Origin of the sequence: Streptococcus sp. 27098_8_23 (assembly GCF_041432195.1) — a bacterium.
Lineage (GTDB): Bacteria > Bacillota > Bacilli > Lactobacillales > Streptococcaceae > Streptococcus.
On the sequence record NZ_JAPVZF010000004.1, the window covers coordinates 12,683 to 33,366 of the forward strand.

The 20,684-nt window shown below is 40.7% G+C and carries 13 protein-coding genes; 8 read left to right on the top strand and 5 right to left on the bottom strand.

What is annotated here, in order from left to right:
- The first annotated feature begins 76 nt into the window (after nt 1-76).
- From ilvA to O3652_RS06805, 3 genes are all read left to right on the top strand, one after another.
- Complete coding sequence (ilvA, locus tag O3652_RS06795; RefSeq protein WP_000947299.1) at nt 77-1,327, top strand: threonine ammonia-lyase IlvA; 1,251 nt, start codon at nt 77-79, stop codon at nt 1,325-1,327.
- Between the two features lie 82 nt (nt 1,328-1,409).
- Entirely contained in the window at nt 1,410-2,306 is an 897-nt protein-coding gene (locus O3652_RS06800; protein WP_000244062.1) for an SPFH domain-containing protein, read from the top strand.
- Between the two features lie 106 nt (nt 2,307-2,412).
- Nucleotides 2,413-2,628, top strand: a complete 216-nt coding sequence (locus O3652_RS06805; RefSeq protein ID WP_001130031.1) for a hypothetical protein — start codon at nt 2,413-2,415, stop codon at nt 2,626-2,628.
- A gap of 92 nt (nt 2,629-2,720) precedes the next feature.
- Here the strand turns inward: O3652_RS06805 and O3652_RS06810 are convergent, their stop codons facing one another.
- Both O3652_RS06810 and O3652_RS06815 read right to left on the bottom strand, forming a co-directional pair.
- Complete coding sequence (locus O3652_RS06810; protein WP_000193349.1) at nt 2,721-3,461, bottom strand: amino acid ABC transporter ATP-binding protein; 741 nt, start codon at nt 3,459-3,461, stop codon at nt 2,721-2,723.
- Complete coding sequence (locus O3652_RS06815; protein WP_308697388.1) at nt 3,458-5,023, bottom strand: ABC transporter substrate-binding protein/permease; 1,566 nt, start codon at nt 5,021-5,023, stop codon at nt 3,458-3,460. Before O3652_RS06815 ends, O3652_RS06810 begins: the two co-directional genes overlap by 4 nt.
- Nucleotides 5,024-5,152: 129 nt before the next feature.
- On the opposite strand from O3652_RS06815, the gene O3652_RS06820 reads away from it, so the two are divergent.
- Entirely contained in the window at nt 5,153-7,048 is a 1,896-nt protein-coding gene (locus O3652_RS06820) for a DUF2207 domain-containing protein (RefSeq protein WP_371590192.1), read from the top strand.
- 59 nt (nt 7,049-7,107) lie between these two features.
- Nucleotides 7,108-7,953: an undecaprenyl-diphosphate phosphatase gene (locus O3652_RS06825; RefSeq protein WP_000273567.1), complete on the top strand. Its 846-nt coding sequence runs from the start codon at nt 7,108-7,110 to the stop codon at nt 7,951-7,953.
- 35 nt (nt 7,954-7,988) lie between these two features.
- On the opposite strand, the gene dinB is transcribed toward O3652_RS06825, so the two are convergent.
- On the bottom strand, nt 7,989-9,050 hold the full coding sequence (gene dinB, locus O3652_RS06830; RefSeq protein ID WP_125413578.1) for a DNA polymerase IV: 1,062 nt from the start codon (nt 9,048-9,050) through the stop codon (nt 7,989-7,991).
- Nucleotides 9,051-9,282: 232 nt separating this feature from the next.
- Between dinB and pflB the strand changes: the two genes are divergently transcribed.
- From pflB to O3652_RS06845, 3 genes are all read left to right on the top strand, one after another.
- Entirely contained in the window at nt 9,283-11,598 is a 2,316-nt protein-coding gene (gene pflB, locus O3652_RS06835) for a formate C-acetyltransferase (protein ID WP_000260621.1), read from the top strand.
- Nucleotides 11,599-11,919: 321 nt separating this feature from the next.
- Nucleotides 11,920-15,987 (top strand): Spy0128 family protein, encoded by a 4,068-nt coding sequence (locus O3652_RS06840; RefSeq protein WP_125413577.1) that lies wholly within the window; start codon nt 11,920-11,922, stop codon nt 15,985-15,987.
- 451 nt (nt 15,988-16,438) lie between these two features.
- Nucleotides 16,439-18,544, top strand: coding sequence for an ATP-dependent Clp protease ATP-binding subunit (locus O3652_RS06845; protein ID WP_125413576.1), 2,106 nt, complete (start codon nt 16,439-16,441; stop codon nt 18,542-18,544).
- Between the two features lie 60 nt (nt 18,545-18,604).
- On the opposite strand, the gene O3652_RS06850 is transcribed toward O3652_RS06845, so the two are convergent.
- Both O3652_RS06850 and O3652_RS06855 read right to left on the bottom strand, forming a co-directional pair.
- Nucleotides 18,605-19,087, bottom strand: a complete 483-nt coding sequence (locus tag O3652_RS06850) for an S-ribosylhomocysteine lyase (protein ID WP_050275547.1) — start codon at nt 19,085-19,087, stop codon at nt 18,605-18,607.
- Between the two features lie 94 nt (nt 19,088-19,181).
- Nucleotides 19,182-20,666 carry a DUF1846 domain-containing protein gene (locus O3652_RS06855; RefSeq protein WP_125413575.1) on the bottom strand — a complete coding sequence of 495 codons (1,485 nt, stop codon included), beginning with the start codon at nt 20,664-20,666 and terminating at the stop codon, nt 19,182-19,184.
- Nucleotides 20,667-20,684 lie beyond the last annotated feature (18 nt).

A 20,684-nucleotide genomic window follows, 5' to 3' on the forward strand; every position in this document is an offset into this window, starting at 1 on the left:
TTGTAAAGAGAGACAGAAGGCGAGTTGGGGGTACCTAACTCGTTTTTTATCTTGAACAGTATTTGAGGAGGAGACAATGCTAAGTGCAAAAGATGTGGTGAAAGCCCACAAAGTTTTGAGTGGTGTAGTAGTTGATACACCACTAGAATATGATCATTATTTATCAGAAAAATACCAAGCAAAGATTTATCTCAAAAAGGAGAATGCGCAACGAGTTCGCTCTTTTAAAATTCGTGGAGCCTATTATGCCATTTCTCAACTATCAAAAGATGAACGCGAGCGTGGTGTAGTCTGTGCCTCTGCGGGAAATCATGCCCAAGGTGTCGCCTATACTTGTAATGAGATGAAGATTCCTGCAACCATTTTTATGCCCATTACAACACCGCAACAAAAGATTGGGCAGGTTCGCTTTTTCGGTGGAGAGTTCGTGACAATCAAGTTGGTTGGGGATACCTTTGATGCTTCTGCTAAGGCAGCACAAGAATTTACATTAACAGAAAACCGCACCTTCATCGATCCTTTTGATGATGCGCATGTTCAGGCTGGTCAAGGGACTGTAGCCTATGAAATTCTTGAAGAAGCCCGTAAAGAGTCTATTGATTTTGATACAGTACTTGTACCAGTAGGTGGTGGCGGATTGATTGCCGGTGTTTCTACTTATATTAAGGAAACCAACCCGACTATTGAAGTGATCGGGGTAGAAGCTAATGGTGCTCGCTCTATGAAGGCTGCCTTTGAAGCTGGGGGACCAGTTAAGCTCAAAGAAATTGATAAGTTCGCTGATGGGATAGCCGTACAAAAGGTTGGACAATTGACCTATGAAGCGACTCGTAAGAATGTTGAAACGCTGATTGGGGTGGACGAGGGATTGATTTCTGAAACCTTGATTGATCTTTATTCCAAACAAGGTATTGTAGCAGAACCAGCCGGAGCTGCCAGCGTTGCAGCCTTGGAAGTTTTATCAGACTATATCAAAGGCAAGACGATTTGTTGTATCATTTCTGGAGGAAATAACGATATCAACCGCATGCCAGAGATGGAAGAACGTGCCTTGATTTACGATGGAATCAAGCATTACTTTGTAGTGAATTTCCCACAACGTCCAGGAGCTCTCCGAGAGTTTGTAAATGACATTTTGGGGCCGCATGATGACATCACTCGTTTTGAATATATCAAACGAGCAAGCAAGGGGACAGGACCAGTCTTGATTGGGATTGCTCTTGCGGATAAGAATGATTATAATGGATTGATTCATCGGATGGAAAAGTTTGACCCATCTTATATTAATTTGAATGGGAATGAAACCTTGTATAATATGCTAGTTTAAGCTAAAATAAAATTATTATCATATTATTTGCGTAATGCTAATGATGGTGCTATAATGATGGTGACGAAAGGGGGAGATTCCCATGGTTTTACAAATTTTACTTGTTTTATTGTTTTTAGTGGTGATTGCATCAGTGATCATGGTTAGTTCTGTGTATGTGGTTCGACAACAATCTGTCGCTATCATAGAACGCTTTGGTAAATACCAAAAGTTGAGCAATAGCGGTATTCATTTACGAGCTCCTTTTGGGATTGATAGGATTGCGGCTAGAGTCCAACTACGATTGTTGCAAAGTGAGATCGTTGTAGAAACTAAAACGCAGGATAATGTATTTGTGACGATGAATGTAGCTACTCAATATCGAGTTAATGAAAACAACGTTACGGATGCTTATTATAAATTGATGCGTCCAGAAGCTCAGATTAAATCCTATATCGAAGATGCTTTACGTTCATCTGTACCTAAGTTAACCTTAGATGAGTTGTTTGAGAAGAAGGATGAAATCGCCTTAGAAGTTCAAAAACAAGTGGCTGAAGAAATGTCTACGTATGGGTATATCATTGTCAAAACGCTGATTACTAAGGTTGAACCTGATGCTGAAGTAAAACAATCAATGAATGAAATTAACGCAGCTCAACGTAAGAGAGTTGCGGCGCAAGAGCTTGCTGAAGCAGATAAGATTAAAATCGTGACCGCAGCAGAAGCAGAAGCAGAAAAAGATCGCCTACATGGTGTAGGGATTGCAGAGCAGCGTAAAGCAATTGTTGACGGACTAGCTGATTCTATCCAAGAGTTAAAGGGAGCCAATGTTGAGCTAACTGAAGAACAAATCATGTCTATCCTATTAACGAACCAGTATTTAGATACGTTGAATAATTTTGCAGATAAAGAGGGTAATAATACAATCTTCCTACCAGCAAATCCTAATGGAGTTGAGGACATAAGAACTCATATATTATCGGCTTTAAAAGCCAAATAAAAATATGCAGAATAATATAGTTACGACGAATATATGTTTTTTTATTGACAAACGAAATAAAAACGTATACAATTAAGTATTGTAAAGAATAATTTAGGAGAAGAACATGGCTAAGTCGAACTTTGAAAAAGTAGAAGCAGTTGTTGGCTGGGTTCGTGATAAGAAAATCACAGGCTACCGTATCTCTAAAGAAACGAATGCGCGTGAAATGTCTATCATTGCTCTAGCACAAGGACGCGCAAAAGTTAAAAATATTTCATTTGAAACAGCTCTTGGTTTAATCGATTTCTATGAAAAAAATCATGAAAAATTTGAAGATTAAACTGTGGTCACAGGCAGGTTCCTGAGTCGAGTCTGCCTTTTCTTTACAATTACAAACTAAAAAGACTGCATTCTTTATGCAGTCTTTGTTTATTAGCTGAGATAACGTTGAAGAAATTCTTTTGTTCGTTCTTCTTTAGGGTTCGTGAAGAGTTCTTCTGGTTTGCCTTCTTCAGCAATGACACCCTTATCCATAAAGATGACACGGTGCGAGACATCGCGAGCGAATTCCATTTCGTGGGTTACGACGATCATGGTCAAGCCTTCTTGAGCCAAATCCTGCATAATTTTGAGGACTTCTCCAACCATTTCAGGGTCAAGAGCAGATGTTGGTTCGTCGAAGAGAATGGCATCAGGATTCATGGAGAGAGCGCGGGCGATAGCCACGCGTTGTTTCTGACCACCTGAGAGTTGTTTAGGCTTGGCTTGCCAGTAGCGTTCTCCCATACCAACTTTTTCGAGATTCTCTTTGGCAATCTTTTCAGCTTCAGAGTGGTCGCGTTTAAGGACAGTCGTCTGAGCGACGATTGTATTTTCGAGGACATTCAGATTTTCAAAGAGATTGAAAGATTGGAAAACCATACCGAGTTTTTCACGATAATGGGTGAGGTTATAGCCTTTTTCTAAGACATTTTCTCCTCGATAGAGAATCTCTCCCTCTGTAGGTGTTTCTAGTAAATTAATCGAACGAAGGAAGGTTGATTTTCCGCTTCCTGAGCTCCCGATGATGGAAATAACCTCTCCTTTATGGACGGCGAGAGAAATGTCTTTTAGCACTTCGTTTTGCCCATAGGATTTTTTGAGGTGTTTGATTTCAAGGATTGGTTGTGTCATTTTTTCAAATCCTCCGTTTGCATTTGGTTAGCACCTGTAGTGTAAGTATCCATGTCCATACGACGTTCGATGAAGCGTAGGATACGGGTCACAGTAAAGGTGAGGACAAAGTAAATCACGGCGATGATGGTAAAGGTCTGGAAGTATTGATAGGTTTGTGTTGCTACAGTATTTCCTGAGAAATAAAGCTCAACAACTGAAATAACGTTCAATACAGAGGTATCTTTGATATTGATGACAAACTCATTACCAGTAGCAGGTAGAATATTACGGACAACCTGAGGTAGGACAATCTTACGCATGGTTTGATTGTGGGTCATACCAAGAGCAGTTGCAGCTTCAAACTGTCCTTTGTCAACTGCTAGAATACCACCACGAACGATCTCTGTCATGTAGGCTCCCGTGTTGATTGAGACGATGAAGATAGCGGCTAGTGTGCGGTCAAGGTTAATACCAAAAGCTTGGGCAGTTCCATAGTAGATAACCATGGATTGAACAATCATCGGTGTACCACGGAAGATCTCGATATAGACATTGAGAATCCAACCGACTAATTTCTGTAGGGCGTACATTGCCTTATTCTCAGATAGTGGAGCGGTACGGAAGACCCCAATCGCAAGTCCGATAAGGAGACCTGTGATGGTTCCGATAATGGAGATTAAGAGTGTGATACCAGCACCACGCAAGAGTTGTTGCCAGTTTTCAGAAAGGATCTTAGCAACTTGGCTAAAGAAAGTACTTTCTTCCTCCGTTGTTGTAGACTCCACAGGTTGCTCTTTGATCATACGATCCATGAGGGCTACTTGTTCATCCTTAGAGATGGTTTCGATGCTGGCATTGATTTGGCTGATACGGCTGTCATCTTTACGAAGTCCAATGGCAATAGCTGTATCTTCTTCGCCAGTTTTGAAACCTGGTTGAGGTTGGATCATTTTGAACTTGGCGTTAGCAGACTCAGCGGTCATTGCTTCAGGTCGTTCAGAAACATAGGCATCAATAACACCAGCCTCCAGAGCTTGACGCATTTGGGCGAAGTCGCCCATAGCTGTTTCTTTTTTGGAACCTGGAATTTGGGAAATCAAGTCATAAAGATAAACACCTTGTTGAGACGTGATTTTTGCTCCGCTAAAGTCTTCCAAAGATTTGGCATTTGCATAGGCAGAGTCCTTTTTTACCAATAGAACGGGTTCGCTAGTATAGTAACTGCTTGAAAAAGCAATTTCTTGTTTGCGTTCAGCGGTTGGGCTCATACCGGCAATGATCATATCGATTTTGCCAGAAGTAAGGGCTGGAACAAGTCCTTCCCATTTGGTTTTCACAACCAAAGGTTCCTTGCCAAGGTCTTTGGCAATCTTTTTAGCAATTTGAACATCGTAGCCGTTGGCATATTGGTTGGTACCGTCGATTTTGACGGCGCCGTTACTATCGTCGTCTTGGGTCCAGTTGAAGGGAGCGTAAGCTGCCTCCATCCCGATGCGTAAATATTCGTCGGCTTGGACTTGGCTAACTAGTCCTAAGGTAAGGGCTAAGCTAGCAAGGATAGATAAGCATAATTTTTTCATGTTTTCTCCTATTTCTAGTCTAAAAATGACTCTCTCTATTGTATCTAAAAATAGTGAGATTTTCAATACAAGTAAGCCTTTACTTATAAAAAATGATATAATGGTAAAAAGATTGAAAGGGAACCGATTATGAAAAAAAGATGGCTGTTGGCTTTGGTATTTACTTATTTATTATTTATACCGAACCTGGTTTTTGCAGTAGACTTTGATATCTTATCCTATCAGGGTGATTTGAATATTCATGCAGATAATACTGCAATTTTTAAGGAAACAATTACCTACCGCTTTGGAGATGATTATAATGGTCAGTTAGTTGGACTCGGGAAAGCTGGGAAAATGCCAGAAGGATTTGACATTGATCCCGATCCGACCGTTCAGGTTTCTAAAAATGGAAGAATTGTTCAAAATGCTTCCTTCTATACCATGGAGGAAGAGGACGGCTACAAGGTAAAAATTTACAATGCTGGATATGCTGGAGATACTGTTCGTGTAACGGTTACCTGGAAACTAACAAACCTTCTCTTCTTATATAAGGATATCGCAGAGCTAAATTGGCAACCCTTGACCGATAGTACTGGAGACATCAAAGAGATTGAGTTTAAGGTTAGCTCTGATACTCCAGCAGAGAAACTCTATTTTCATGCAGGCCAACTCCTAAGGGACTCTAGTGTTGAAAAAGCAAATAATCTCTATCATGTCAAAATGAAAGACCTTCCTAGAAAGCGACAGATCGAATTACACGCATACTGGCCGAGAAGTGCTTTTGCAGGAGCTCCAGATCAAGGATTAGAGGAAGAACGTTTAACGGATTTTAACCGGATTGAAAGCAATATAGCGACAGAAAAAGCGCAAAGTGAGATAATGATGAAATGGGTATTTCCCGTCATTTTTATGAGTCTCTTACTTCTAGTTCCTATCTTCTATAGGATGTTTCGTCAGAGTACAAGCATTAAAAAGGTCTTTCCAAAAGATCATCGACTCTACGAACCACCGATGGATTTGCCTCCAATGGTTTTAGCAGAAGCAGTGTATTCAACTTCCTTAGAGGAAGTCAATCCTCTAAACAAATCAGGGTTTGGTAAATTTACTTTTGAACGTTTGATTCAGGCAACCTTGTTGGATTTAGTAGATCGAGGTCATTTATCTATTTTTCAAGGGGATGAGGAACCTTATGTTCGCATTATCAGTGAAAAGGGTTTGTCCAATTTTGAGAAGGAATGCCTGCGCATGACTTTGTCAAATAAGAAAGAATTGGCTATTTCAGAGCTCTTCCCTGATTACCAAGTTTCATCTTCCCTTTACCGTGGTGCCAAAGAGTCAGATGAAAAACATATCCGAGAAACAGGCTCACGTCTCAAACGCTCCTTTGAAGGAAGACTTCAACGCATTCAGTCTTGTGTCAAGGATAAGGTCCATGTACTTCGTATCCCAAGCTACTATCGTCCCTTGAAAAGTGAGGAACGTCGCCTTGCTCTCGGGATGCGGGTCTGTTCAGCCATAACAGCTCTAGGTGGACTGCTATTCTTTTACTATAGCTGGCAAACACATGGTTTCTTTTCGATCCCATTTCTACTCTTAGGATTGACAGGATTAGGGGCTAGTTTCTGGGTTTATCTTGCCACGCGAGGAGCCTATCGAGATGGAGTTCTAACAGAGGAAGGAGCGGAAATCTTCTATCTCTGGACGAGTTTTGAAAATATGCTTCGCGACATCGCTCATCTGGATCAGGCCGAGCTAGAGAGCATCGTCCTTTGGAACCGTCTATTGGTCTATGCGACTCTCTTTGGTTATGCCAAGAAGGTGAGCAAGTTAATAAAAGTCCGCCATATTCAGCTTGAAAATCCAGATTTGAATCTTTATGTAGCCTATGGTTGGCACTCACAGTTCTACACCTCAACTGCACAAATCAAGCAATATACTGCTGTCGCAAATACAGCTAGCAATTACTCTGTATCTTCTGGAAGTGGAAGTTCAGGTGGAGGATTCTCAGGAGGCGGAGGCGGTGGTAGCATCGGCGCCTTCTAAAAAATCTATCGCAACATCTGAAATTATGTTATAATAGAGGACAGAAAAAGGAGTAATGTATGTATTTTATTGAAATTTTGAAGTCAATCTTTTTTGGGATTGTTGAAGGAATTACAGAATGGTTGCCCATTTCAAGTACTGGCCACTTGATCTTGGTTGAAGAATTTGTACAATACAAGGACCAGAATGAAGCCTTCATGTCCATGTTTAATGTTGTCATCCAGCTTGGTGCCATTTTAGCAGTTATGGTCATTTACTTTAATAAGCTCAATCCCTTCAAACCTGGTAAAACTAAGGTCGAAGTTCGTAGAACTTGGCAATTGTGGTCAAAAGTCTTCGTTGCGACCTTACCTTTGCTATTGGTTTTTAAACTAGATGATTGGTTTGATGCCAACTTCCATAACATGGTTTCAGTTGCGATTATGTTGATTATCTATGGTGTTGCCTTTATCTACCTTGAAAAACGAAATAAGGCGCAAGCCATTGAACCAACGGTAACAGAGCTAGACAAGTTGCCTTATAAAACAGCCCTTTACATTGGACTCTTCCAAGTCCTCGCCCTCTTTCCAGGGACGAGCCGTTCAGGTGCGACGATTGTTGGTGGTTTGTTGAATGGAACAAGCCGCTCAGTCGTAACAGAGTTTACCTTCTATCTCGGAATTCCTGTTATGTTCGGAGCCAGTGCCTTAAAGATTTTTAAATTTATTAAAGCAGGTCAACTATTGAGTTTTGGACAACTGTTCTTGCTCTTGGTAGCTATGGGTGTTGCCTTTGCGGTCAGCATGGTTGCCATTCGTTTCTTGACCAGCTATGTGAAGAAGCACGACTTTACACTCTTTGGTAAATACCGTATTGTACTCGGTAGTGTCTTGCTGCTCTATAGTTTTGTGCGTTTGTTTGTATAAGAAAAAAAGCTTGAGGGAATTTTCCTTCAAGCTTTTTAAAATCCTGTCACCGTAATTCCTAGTAAACGGATACCTTTTTCTTTTTCAGCTAGTTCTTCGTAGAGTTGAAGGGCAGTTTGAGAAATCTGACTAGCGTCCTGTGTTGCTTGTGGGAGGCTTTTTCGTCTAGTCAGAGTGGAGAAGTCAGCATATCGTATTTTTAGGATAATGATTTTTCCAGCTTTGCCTTGTTGGCTGAGATTGTGAGCTACCTTTTCTGAGAGAAGAGTCAGCTCTTTTTTGATGTCTTCTTCTACTTGCAGAATCTTCCCATAGGTTTTCTCCTTGCCAATGGACTTACGAATGCGATCGGACTTGACCGGTGAATTATGAATGCCCCTTGCCTTTCGATAAAGGTCAAAACCGAGTCTGCCGAACCGATCGATTAAAGTGACTTCTGAGACGTCCAATAAGTCTGCACCAGTATAAATGCCCATTTCATGAAGCTTTTCTACTGTTTTTTTGCCCACACCGTGAAATTTAGCAATATCCATTTGTTTAAGAAAGTCTTGAGCCTGATCTGGGAGAATCACTGTCAAACCATGTGGTTTTTGATAGTCACTAGCCATTTTAGCTAAGAATTTGTTATAAGAGACGCCTGCAGAAGCAGTCAGGTGTAGTTCCTGCCAGATATCCTCTTGGATGAGGCGGGCTATTTTGACAGCAGACTTGATACCGAGTTTATTTTCCGTCACATCTAAGTATGCCTCGTCGATACTCATAGGTTCAATCAAATCAGTGTAGCGTTTAAAAATAGCACGAATCTCAAGTCCCACAGCCTTATACTTTTCATAATTTCCAGAGATAAAGACAGCTTGGGGACAGCGCTCATAAGCTTCTTTAGAGCTCATGGCTGAATGAACACCAAAAGCTCGTGCCTCATAGCTACAGGTAGAAACGACACCACGCCCACCTGTTTGTCTGGGGTCGCTTCCGATAATGACAGGTTTGCCCTTTAACTTGGGATTATCTCTTATTTCCACCGCAGCAAAAAAGGCATCCATGTCAATATGGATGATTTTTCTGGACAGATCATTTATCAATGGAAATATGAGCATTCCAATCCCTTTCTAGTGTCATTTTCTATTTATTATACCCTTTTTTCTGAAAAAATGGGAAAGTTCAACCCTACTTTCAAAAATATAATACAGATGAGAACAAAAAAGAGACTGTATTATAAAAGAAAGCGTCTAAAATGCCGATTTTCTCTTGTTGAAATCGGTTACTGTATGGTATACTTGACTCAAGAATGTAACAGATGATTGTTACTAGAAAAAAGAGGACATTAACATGGTTGTTAAGACAGTTGTTGAAGCACAAGATATTTTTGATAAAGCTTGGGAAGGCTTCAAAGGCGTAGATTGGAAAGAAAAAGCAAGTATTTCTCGCTTCGTTCAAGCTAACTACACACCTTACGATGGAGATGAAAGTTTCCTTGCTGGACCAACAGAACGTTCACTTCACATCAAAAAAATCGTAGAAGAAACAAAAGCACACTACGAAGAAACTCGTTTCCCAATGGACACTCGTCCAACATCTATTGCTGATATTCCTGCTGGATTTATCGACAAAGAAAATGAAGTTATCTTCGGTATCCAAAACGATGAACTCTTCAAATTGAACTTCATGCCAAAAGGTGGTATCCGTATGGCTGAAACTACTTTGAAGGAAAATGGATATGAACCAGATCCAGCTGTTCACGAAATCTTTACTAAATACGTAACAACAGTTAACGACGGTATTTTCCGTGCCTACACTTCAAACATTCGTCGCGCTCGTCACGCTCACACTGTAACTGGTCTTCCAGATGCCTACTCACGTGGACGTATCATTGGTGTTTACGCACGTCTTGCTCTTTACGGTGCAGACTACTTGATGCAAGAAAAAGTAAACGACTGGAATGCGATCAAAGAAATTGATGAAGAAACAATCCGTCTTCGTGAAGAAGTAAACCTTCAATACCAAGCATTGCAACAAGTTGTTCGCTTGGGTGACCTTTACGGAGTTGATGTCCGCAAACCAGCGATGAACACGAAAGAAGCCATCCAATGGGTTAACATCGCCTTCATGGCTGTCTGCCGTGTTATCAACGGTGCTGCAACATCTCTAGGACGTGTGCCAATCGTATTGGATATCTTTGCAGAACGTGACCTTGCTCGTGGTACATTTACTGAATCAGAAATCCAAGAGTTCGTTGATGATTTCGTTATGAAACTTCGTACAGTTAAATTTGCTCGTACAAAAGCTTATGACCAATTGTACTCAGGTGACCCAACCTTCATCACAACTTCTATGGCTGGTATGGGTAACGATGGTCGTCACCGTGTTACTAAGATGGACTACCGTTTCTTGAACACTCTTGACAACATCGGTAACTCTCCAGAGCCAAACTTGACAGTTCTTTGGACTGACAAATTGCCATACAACTTCCGTCGCTACTGTATGCACATGAGCCACAAACACTCTTCTATCCAATACGAAGGTGTAACAACAATGGCTAAAGACGGATACGGAGAAATGAGCTGTATCTCATGCTGTGTGTCACCACTTGACCCAGAAAACGAAGATCAACGCCACAATATCCAGTACTTCGGTGCTCGTGTAAACGTTCTTAAAGCCCTTCTTACTGGTTTGAACGGTGGTTACGACGATGTTCACAAAGACTACAAAGTATTTGACATCGATCCTATCCGTGACGAAGTTCTTGAATTCGAATCAGTTAAAGCCAACTTTGAAAAATCTCTTGACTGGTTGACTGACACTTACGTAGATGCTTTGAACATCATCCATTACATGACTGACAAGTACAACTACGAAGCTGTTCAAATGGCCTTCTTGCCAACTAAACAACGTGCTAACATGGGATTCGGTATCTGTGGATTTGCTAACACTGTTGATACATTGTCAGCTATCAAGTACGCTACTGTTAAACCAATTCGTGATGAAAATGGCTACATCTACGATTACGAAACAATCGGTGAATACCCACGTTGGGGTGAAGATGACCCACGTTCAAACGAATTGGCAGAATGGTTGATCGAAGCTTACACAACTCGTCTACGTAGCCACAAACTATACAAAGACGCAGAAGCTACAGTATCACTTTTGACAATCACATCTAATGTTGCTTACTCTAAACAAACTGGTAACTCACCAGTCCACAAAGGTGTATACCTCAACGAAGATGGTTCTGTGAACTTGTCTAAACTTGAGTTCTTCTCACCAGGTGCTAACCCATCTAACAAAGCTAAAGGTGGCTGGTTGCAAAACTTGAACTCACTTGCTAGCCTAGACTTTGGTTACGCAGCTGACGGTATCTCATTGACAACTCAAGTTTCTCCACGTGCTCTTGGTAAGACTCGTGACGAACAAGTTGATAACTTGGTAACAATCCTTGATGGTTACTTCGAAAACGGTGGACAACACGTTAACTTGAACGTTATGGACTTGAACGATGTTTACGAAAAGATCATGTCAGGTGAAGACGTTATCGTACGTATCTCTGGATACTGTGTAAACACTAAATACCTCACTCCAGAGCAAAAAACTGAATTGACACAACGTGTCTTCCACGAAGTTCTTTCAATGGATGACGCATTGAGCTAAGATTCAATTAGAATAATAAGAAAGCCAGTCAAAATGACTGGCTTTCTTATTATAATATCAAAGATTGACCTAATTACAGATGCAATATATATTAAGCTATTTATATTAGTTTACCGATATAAATAGCTAAAAATTGAATGGCTAGGTTATAGAATGATGCAAATACGTGTATTTTTAAGTTAATATACTTGAATAGATTGTATTGAGATGTTATAATATAATAGACAAACTCTAGTTAGTGATAGAGGTTGTCAAAATGTTATGATGTAATCTCTTAGGGAGATTAGAAATAAAAATTTCATATAGAAAAGAGGAGAAGAAATGTCGAAAAGCAAAGCGTTAAAAATGCTTTCTAAATTTTCTGCGTTAGTTTTTGCTATTTTAGCTCTAGCATCTGTTTTAGTAGGCATTGTTAAAGCAGATAATCCAGTATCAAAAGAATTAACACAAGTAATTACAGGCATTGATCTGTTAGATGCTTCAGATACTAAGCAAAATGTGAGTTCAGAAGGAGATTTCGAGCTTCGTACGAATTTAGCATATAAGCTTCGCGTGACCTTTGATCTCAAACAGTATAATGAACATCTGAATAATGGAGATTATTTTACCTTTGATATACCTGCTCCTATGGCAGTTTATGAGGGGAGTCAGGATTTAATTGATCCGACAACAAAAGTTACTATTGGAGAAGCTGAAGTGACTTCAAATGGTACTGATCAAGGTGGGAAAGCAAAAATCACCTTAAAAAACCTGGATAAATATTTAGAGAAAACTGGTGGAGATAAGGTAAAGGATGTGTCAGGGAATTTTTCTGTTTCTTTTAGATTCTTAAAAGATCAGAATAAAACCCGCATTAACTTTAATTCATCCTCATTGAAGCAAGAAGTGACTCACATTTATTCATCAAAAACAATAGATGGTCCCAAAGTTGGTACTGAAAATTACGCTAAAATTGGGGGTCGTGCTGCCCTTGAAAGTTGGAACTCTCCAAAACTGGCTGAGATTGGTTCGGTTAGCAAGGGAGATGCATGGTCTGTCTGGCGTGTACGTGTAAATACAGAGAAACAAGACTTAGGACAAAATATTGTATTACATGATACTATACCAAATGATGATACTAGTTACACTCCCGCACAGTATATTCCTGAGACTCTAAAAGTATATAAGGCAGATATCACTGTTGGGACTTCTGCTGTTCCAGATGATGCAGTATTGTTAACTGAGGGACAAGACTATACCGTTTCGTGGAACGAAAACTATACTTCATTCGATATCATTTTTAAAGATGGAACGACCTCTTATATAGTATCTTATAACACAACAACTCCTAATGATGGAAGTAAAGTAGGAAATAGGGTTGCTCTGTCGTTGGCTGACGGGACTAAATTAGCGCAGAATACAAGTCGTCCGGGAGCACTTGATATGACAGCTGAGGCGACATCTTTGATTTCTGGTACGATTGTAGCATCTACTGCCTACCAAATTAAGATTCATAAGACTGATGCCTTCACTCTTGCTCCAGTTTCCGGTGCAGTATATACTGTGACAGCAGCAGATGATGCAAGTGAAACAACAGAAGTGACTACGAATGAAAAAGGAGTAGCGCTTACGAAAACTTATGATCAGAAATGGGAAGGTAAAACGTTCAAGATCAAAGAGAAGACTGCTCCAGCAGGTTATAAACTAGATGAAAAAGAGTATACAGTCAAACTCGGTGCTGCGGGTTCTACTATTCATCTTAAAGACGAACCTGTTCCAGCTGTATTCAATGTGACGGCTAAGAAAGTAGTAGAAGGACGTACAGATAAACTTCCAAAAGCAGATGAGTTTACCTTTAACCTGTTTACTGCAGAGAACTTGAAGGATCCTGTAGCTACAGCAAAATCAAAAGCTGATGGGACTATTACCTTTGAGAATCTCCAAGTAAAAGGTGCGGGAACTTATCACTACATCATCAAAGAAGACACTTCAACAGCAGTTACAGGCGTTACATTTGATACAGAAGCCAAGGAAGTTACTGTAGCAGCAACTTTCCAAAGTGGAGTTTTAACAGCAACTGTCACATCTGCAGAACCAACTTTCACTAACACCTATAAAGCAACTCCAGCTAAAGAAACTATCACAGCTAAGAAAGTCTTGAACGGTAAAGAACTTGAAGCTGATAAATACGAATTCGAGCTTAAAGAAGGTGACAAAGTTGTTTCAACAGCTAAAAACGCTGCAGACGGCACCGTTACTTTCAAAGAAATTGAGTTCGAAACAGCAGGTGATTACACTTACACTATCACTGAAAAAGCAGGTAGTGAAAAAGGTGTGACATACGATACTGCTAAACACGAAGTTAAGGTAAACGTTACAGATAATGGTCAAGGTCAACTTGTTTCAACTGTTACAGATAACAACCCAACCTTCACCAACACCTATAAAGCAGCTCCAGCAACAGCTACTATCACAGCTAAGAAAGTCTTGAATGGTAAAGACCTTGAAGCTGATAAATATGAATTCGAACTTAAAGAAGGTGACAAAGTTGTTTCAACAGCTAAAAACGCTGCAGATGGAACTGTTACTTTCAAAGAAATCGAATACAATGAAGCAGGCGACCACACTTACACTATCTCAGAAAAAGCAGGTAGTGAAAAAGGTGTGACATACGATACTGCTAAACACGAAGTTAAGGTAAACGTTACAGATAACGGTCAAGGTCAACTTGTTGTAGCTGTTACAGGTAACAACCCAACTTTTACTAATACTTATAAAGCAGCTCCAGCAAAAATTGCTATTGAAGCTAAAAAAGTTTTGAATGGTAAAGAGCTAGAGATAGATGAGTTTGAGTTTGAATTGAAAGAGGGTGACAAGGTTATTGCGACAGCAAAGAATGCTGCTGGCGGATTGATTCGTTTTTCTGAAATTAGCTATTCAACAGCAGGAGTATATAACTATACTATTACAGAAAAGGTTGGCAATAAACTTGGTGTAACTTATGATAAAACAGAACATCCAGTAACTGTAGAAGTCAAAGATAATGGCTCAGGTCAACTTGTCGCGACAGTTACAAGTGAAACACCGGTCTTCGTTAATGACTATAAAGCGGAACCTACACAGGCTACAATCAAAGCTAAGAAAGTCTTGAAAGGCAAAGCGCTTGAAGCTGATGCTTACACATTTGAACTGAAAGAAGGTTCAGACCTTGTAGCTACGGCTAAGAATACTGCCTCAGGAGAAGTTGTCTTCAACGTCACTTTCTCAGCAGCAGGCGATTACGCTTATACTATTACTGAAAAAGCTGGTGACGATAAAACAATCACTTATGATCAAAATGCGTATGAAGTGTTCATCACTGTTGCGGATGATGGTAAAGGCCAATTGGTTGCGACTGTAGAAGATGCGGATACAGAACGGGTCTTCACAAATACTTATACAGCACCAGTTCCAACAGCTACATCAGCAACACTTGAATTTACGAAAGAATTGACTGGTCGTACTTTGGTTGATGGTGAATTTCAATTTGAATTGTACAAAGATGGACAAAAAATTGATACAAAAACAAACCAAGGTGGGAAAGTAACATTTAATACAATCAACTATGATGCAGAAGGTGTTCATACTTATACTGTAAAAGAAGTGAATGCTGGAGCAACTGGTATTACTTACGATACAGAAAAGACTGCAAAGGTAACAGTAACCAAAGATGCAGCAACCAACGCCTTGAAGGCAGCTGTTGAATATCCAGCAGGTAATGTCTTCAAGAATAGCTTCAAAGCACCAGCGGTAGAAGCTACGATTGAAGCAACTAAGAAACTTGAAGGTAAAGAACTTGCGGCTGATGCTTATACTTTCGAATTGAAAGAGAAAGGCGCCGTTGTAGCTACAGCTAAGAATACTGCCGAAGGTAAAGTAGCCTTTGTTCGTTCATTCGAAGAAGCAGGTACTTACGCTTATACCTTGGTTGAAAAAGTTGGTACTGAAGAGGGTATTGAATACGATAAGACTGAGCACACTGTAACAGTCACTGTAGTTGCGGATGGTCAAGGTCTCTTGACTGCGACTGTCTCATATGCAGATGGTAAAGAAGTTGTATTTACAAATAAATACACTGTTCCAACACCAACGCCAGAACCAAATCCAGCTCCAAATAATCCAGGAACAACGCCAGATCCAGCACCAACACCAGATCCAACGCCAAATAATCCAGGAACAAATCCAACTCCAGGAACAGAACCAACTGATCCAGGACAAAAAGAGGATCCAAAACCAGCACCTCCAGCTACTGAGACTAAAGGTAAAGCTGAACTTCCAAACACAGGGGAAGCAACCTCTGTCCTTTCTGCGCTTGGATTTGTAGTCTTGGCATTGAGTGGATTGGTATTCTTCGTAAAACGCAAAGCTTAAGCTTTTGTAGAAGAAACATGAAACTTGGTAAGTGAGAATATTTCTTCTCTCTTAAACTTGATAGAGGAAGTCTCTAGAAAATTCGTTTTCTAGAGGCTTTTTTTGTACTTCAAAAAATTTTTAAAAAATAGTCAAATTTGGTCAAAAAACTATTGACTTTTACTGACTAATGTGATATAGTAGGAACATAAGGAAAATGAATTCCTTAGAAAACTTCATTTTCAATGATTCTATTTATTGAAAATGTACGATAGATACCCTAGAAAGGGGTGAGGCCTATGTTAAATCTAACAGATTTTGAAAAGAAGATGATAAAAGGCTTATTTAAGAAAGAAAAACCAGAAATTATACGTAGGGTAGCTAGTTAGCTAGTCTAAAATTTTTAAAACAAAGGTCAAAGATAGTCAATATCAGAGATCGCATATAATTAAGAATAAACGAGGTAAAGAATATGAACAACAACTTTAATAACTTTAACAACATGGATGATTTATTTAACCAATTGATGGGTGGTATGCGAGGATACAGTTCTGAAAACCGTCGCTACTTGATTAATGGACGTGAAGTGACACCTGAGGAATTTGCTCATTATCGTGCAACTGGTCAATTGCCAGGAAATGCAGAAGTTGATGGACAAATGCAACAACACGTTTCAGGTATGAAACAAGACGGTGTCCTTGCTAAACTAGGTCGTAACTTGACAGCGGAAGCTCGTGAGGGTAAGTTGGATCCTGTTATCGGACGAAACAAGGAAATTCAAGAAACATCTGAAATCCTCTCACGTCGTACGAAAAATAATCCTGTTCTGGTCGGAGATGCGGGTGTTGGTAAGACAGCCGTTGTCGAAGGTCTAGCGCAAGCCATTGTGAATGGAGATGTTCCAGCTGCTATTAAGAACAAGGAAATTATTTCCATTGACATCTCAGGTCTTGAGGCTGGTACTCAATACCGTGGTAGCTTTGAAGAAAACGTTCAAAACTTAGTCAATGAAGTGAAAGAAGCAGGGAATATTATCCTCTTCTTTGATGAAATTCACCAAATCCTTGGCGCTGGCTCAATCGGTGGAGATAGTGGTTCTAAAGGTCTTGCAGATATTCTCAAACCAGCTCTCTCTCGTGGTGAGTTGACAGTGATTGGGGCAACGACTCAAGACGAATACCGTAACACCATCTTGAAAAATGCAGCTCTTGCTCGTCGTTTCAACGAAGTGAAGGTCAATGCTCCTTCAGCAGAGGATACCTTTAAAATCCTTCAAGGAATTCGTGACCTCTATCAACAACATCACAATGTTATCTTGCCAGACGAAGTCTTGAAAGCAGCAGTGGATTATTCTATCCAATACATTCCACAACGCAGCTTGCCAGATAAGGCTATTGACCTTGTCGATGTAACGGCTGCTCACTTGGCAGCTCAACATCCTGTAACAGATGTTCATGCTGTTGAACGGGAAATTGAGGCAGAAAAAGACAAGCAAGAAAAAGCAGTTGAGGCAGAAGACTTTGAAGCAGCTCTCAATGCTAAAACACGTATTGCAGAATTAGAGAAAAAAGTCGAAAACCACACAGAAGACATGAAAGTGACTGCAAGCATCAACGATGTGGCTGAATCTGTGGAACGTATGACTGGTATTCCGGTATCTCAAATGGGAGCGTCAGATATCGAACGTTTGAAAGATATGGCTCATCGCTTGGAACAGAAGGTAATCGGCCAAGACAAGGCAGTTGAAGCTGTAGCTCGTGCTATCCGTCGTAACCGTGCTGGTTTTGATGAAGGCAATCGCCCAATCGGTAGCTTCCTCTTTGTAGGGCCTACTGGAGTTGGTAAGACGGAGCTTGCTAAGCAATTGGCGCTCGATATGTTTGGAACGAAGGATGCGATTATCCGTTTGGATATGTCTGAATACAGTGACCGCACAGCCGTATCTAAGTTGATCGGTACAACAGCAGGTTATGTGGGGTATGATGATAATAGCAATACCTTGACAGAACGTGTTCGTCGCAATCCATACTCTATCATTCTCTTGGACGAAATTGAAAAGGCTGATCCTCAAGTAATCACCCTTCTCCTTCAGGTCTTGGATGATGGTCGTTTGACTGATGGTCAAGGAAATACAGTGAACTTCAAGAACACTGTCATTATCGCGACATCAAATGCTGGATTTGGCTATGAAGCCAACTTGACAGAAGATGCGGATAAACCAGAATTGATGGATCGTTTGAAACCATACTTCCGTCCAGAGTTCCTTAACCGCTTTAACGCAGTTATCGAGTTCTCACACTTGAATAAGGAAGATCTTTCTAAGATTGTGGACTTGATGTTGGCTGAAGTTAACCAAACCTTGGCTAAGAAAGACATTGATTTGGAAGTCATCCAAGCAGCTAAGGACTTTATCACAGAAGAAGGCTATGACGAAGTTATGGGTGTTCGTCCTCTCCGTCGCGTGGTGGAACAACAAATCCGTGATAAGGTGACGGACTTCCACTTGGATCATCTAGATGCCAAACATTTGGAAGCAGATATGGAAGATGGCGTTTTGGTCATTCGTGAAAAAGCCTAACTCAAGATTTTGAGAATAAAAAAAGAAGGAACTAGCTAAAAAGCTGGTTCCTTTTTGTGTTTAGATGACATGGCGCTCAAAGGCATCATCTGAGATTCCTTGTTCTAGGATGAGTTTTGCCCATTCTTTAGCAGAAAAGAGGCTGTGGTCCTTGTAGTTTCCGCAAGATTCGATGGTTGTTCCAGGGACATCTTCCCAAGTAGTAGTTTCAGCGATTTCCTTTAGTGAATCCTTGATGACAGTAGCGATTTCAGCGCTAGTATGGCGTCCCCACATAATCATGTGGAAGCCTGTACGGCAACCAAATGGCGAACAGTCAATCATGCCGTCGATTCGAGTACGGATGAGTTTGGCCAAGAGGTGTTCGATAGTGTGAAGCCCAGCAGTAGGGATTGAGTCTTCGTTTGGTTGTACCAAGCGGATATCAAAGTTGGAGATGACATCTCCCTTTGGCCCTGTTTCTTCTCCAATCAAGCGAACATAGGGTGCTTTGACAATGGTGTGGTCAAGTTCAAAACTTTCAACAATAACTTCTTTTGACATGGTAGTTCCTTTCAGTTTTCTTCTTTCATTATAACATAAAGGGTGCTGTTGAAACAGAGAGAAAACCTCTCCAAGAAAGGAGAGGTTTGAGTTTTTATTTGCGATACAAGCGATCGTATTGGTAGAATGGGTCAAAGGTTACGTTGATACCTAGTTTGCGAAGGACGTTCTTGTCTTCATCGGTCAAGATGATGGTTGAATGAGCTTCGCTTCCTTTGAGATTCCCAAGTTCTTCCATGGCACGCGCAGCATCAGGATTTTCCATAGCTGTGATTGCAAGTGCAATCAAAATTTCATTTGAGTGGAGGCGAGGATTGCGGCTACCTAGATGATCGATTTTAAGACCTTGAATTGGTTTGACGACTTCAGGCTCGATTAGTTTCACTTCCTTAGCGATGTCAGCTGATTTTTTGATAGCATTGATCAAGGCAGCAGCTGTAGGACCAAAGAGTTCAGAGTTTTTACCAGTCACGATTTCCCCATTTGGCAATTCAAGGGCTAGGGCAGGGCCACCAGTTTCTTCTGCCTTTTGGCGTGCTGCGACAGCAACCTTGCGGTCTGCAGGTGTGATACCGAGGTCGTTCATGAGAAGTTCAATCTTCTTGACAGCAGTTTCTCCGACTTTTTCAGCTTTAAAATCAAGAACAGTTTGATAGTAGCGACGGATGATTTCTTGTTTAGAAGCTTCGACAGCAGCTTCATCATCTGTAATAGCGAAACCAACCATGTTGACACCCATGTCTGTTGGTGAAGCGTATGGAGATTCACCTAGGATACGTTCCAACATACGTTTGAGAACTGGGAAGATTTCGATATCACGGTTGTAGTTGACAGTGGTTTCTCCGTAGGTTTGGAGATGGAAAGGGTCAATCATATTGACATCGTCAAGGTCTGCGGTGGCAGCCTCATAGGCCAAGTTGACTGGATGATGAAGGGGCAGGTTCCAGACTGGGAAGGTTTCAAACTTAGCGTAACCAGACTTGATGCCATTGAGTTGGTCATGGTACATATTGGACATACAAGTTGCCAATTTTCCAGAACCAGGTCCAGGAGCTGTCACGACGATCAAGTTGCGACTGGTTTTGATGTAGTCGTTTTTCCCCATGCCTTCGGGAGAAATAATGTGATCCATATCCGTCGGATATCCTTTGATTGGATAATGAAGATAAGAATCAATCCCATTTTTCTCAAGCTGGTTGCGGAAGGCATCTGCAGCAGGTTGGCCAGCGTATTGTGTGATGACAACTGAGCCAACAAAAATTCCCAATTCGTTAAATTTATCAATCAAACGAAGAACTTCTTGGTCATAAGAAATGCCTAGGTCGCCACGCGCTTTAGAATGCTCGATGTTGCTTGCGTTAATGGCGATCACAACTTCAACCTGCTCTTTCAATTCTTGCAAGAGCTTGATTTTATTGTCAGGCTCATAACCAGGAAGGACACGAGCAGCGTGGAAATCTTCTAACATTTTGCCACCAAACTCCAAATAGAGCTTGCCGTCAAATTGGTTGATGCGCTCCAAGATATGATCGCGCTGTAGATTCAAATATTGTTCAGAACTAAAAGCTTGTTTTTTCATTTTTTTACCTCTGATCTC

What these genes read in the sequence shown, in the direction of transcription:
- ilvA (WP_000947299.1), top strand. Translation starts at nt 77, where the DNA reads ATGCTAAGTGCAAAAGATGTGGTGAAAGCCCACAAAGTTTTGAGTGGT.
- O3652_RS06800 (WP_000244062.1), top strand. Translation starts at nt 1,410, where the DNA reads ATGGTTTTACAAATTTTACTTGTTTTATTGTTTTTAGTGGTGATTGCA.
- O3652_RS06805 (WP_001130031.1), top strand. Translation starts at nt 2,413, where the DNA reads ATGGCTAAGTCGAACTTTGAAAAAGTAGAAGCAGTTGTTGGCTGGGTT.
- O3652_RS06810 (WP_000193349.1), bottom strand. Translation starts at nt 3,461, where the DNA reads ATGACACAACCAATCCTTGAAATCAAACACCTCAAAAAATCCTATGGG.
- O3652_RS06815 (WP_308697388.1), bottom strand. Translation starts at nt 5,023, where the DNA reads ATGAAAAAATTATGCTTATCTATCCTTGCTAGCTTAGCCCTTACCTTA.
- O3652_RS06820 (WP_371590192.1), top strand. Translation starts at nt 5,153, where the DNA reads ATGAAAAAAAGATGGCTGTTGGCTTTGGTATTTACTTATTTATTATTT.
- O3652_RS06825 (WP_000273567.1), top strand. Translation starts at nt 7,108, where the DNA reads ATGTATTTTATTGAAATTTTGAAGTCAATCTTTTTTGGGATTGTTGAA.
- dinB (WP_125413578.1), bottom strand. Translation starts at nt 9,050, where the DNA reads ATGCTCATATTTCCATTGATAAATGATCTGTCCAGAAAAATCATCCAT.
- pflB (WP_000260621.1), top strand. Translation starts at nt 9,283, where the DNA reads ATGGTTGTTAAGACAGTTGTTGAAGCACAAGATATTTTTGATAAAGCT.
- O3652_RS06840 (WP_125413577.1), top strand. Translation starts at nt 11,920, where the DNA reads ATGTCGAAAAGCAAAGCGTTAAAAATGCTTTCTAAATTTTCTGCGTTA.
- O3652_RS06845 (WP_125413576.1), top strand. Translation starts at nt 16,439, where the DNA reads ATGAACAACAACTTTAATAACTTTAACAACATGGATGATTTATTTAAC.
- O3652_RS06850 (WP_050275547.1), bottom strand. Translation starts at nt 19,087, where the DNA reads ATGTCAAAAGAAGTTATTGTTGAAAGTTTTGAACTTGACCACACCATT.
- O3652_RS06855 (WP_125413575.1), bottom strand. Translation starts at nt 20,666, where the DNA reads ATGAAAAAACAAGCTTTTAGTTCTGAACAATATTTGAATCTACAGCGC.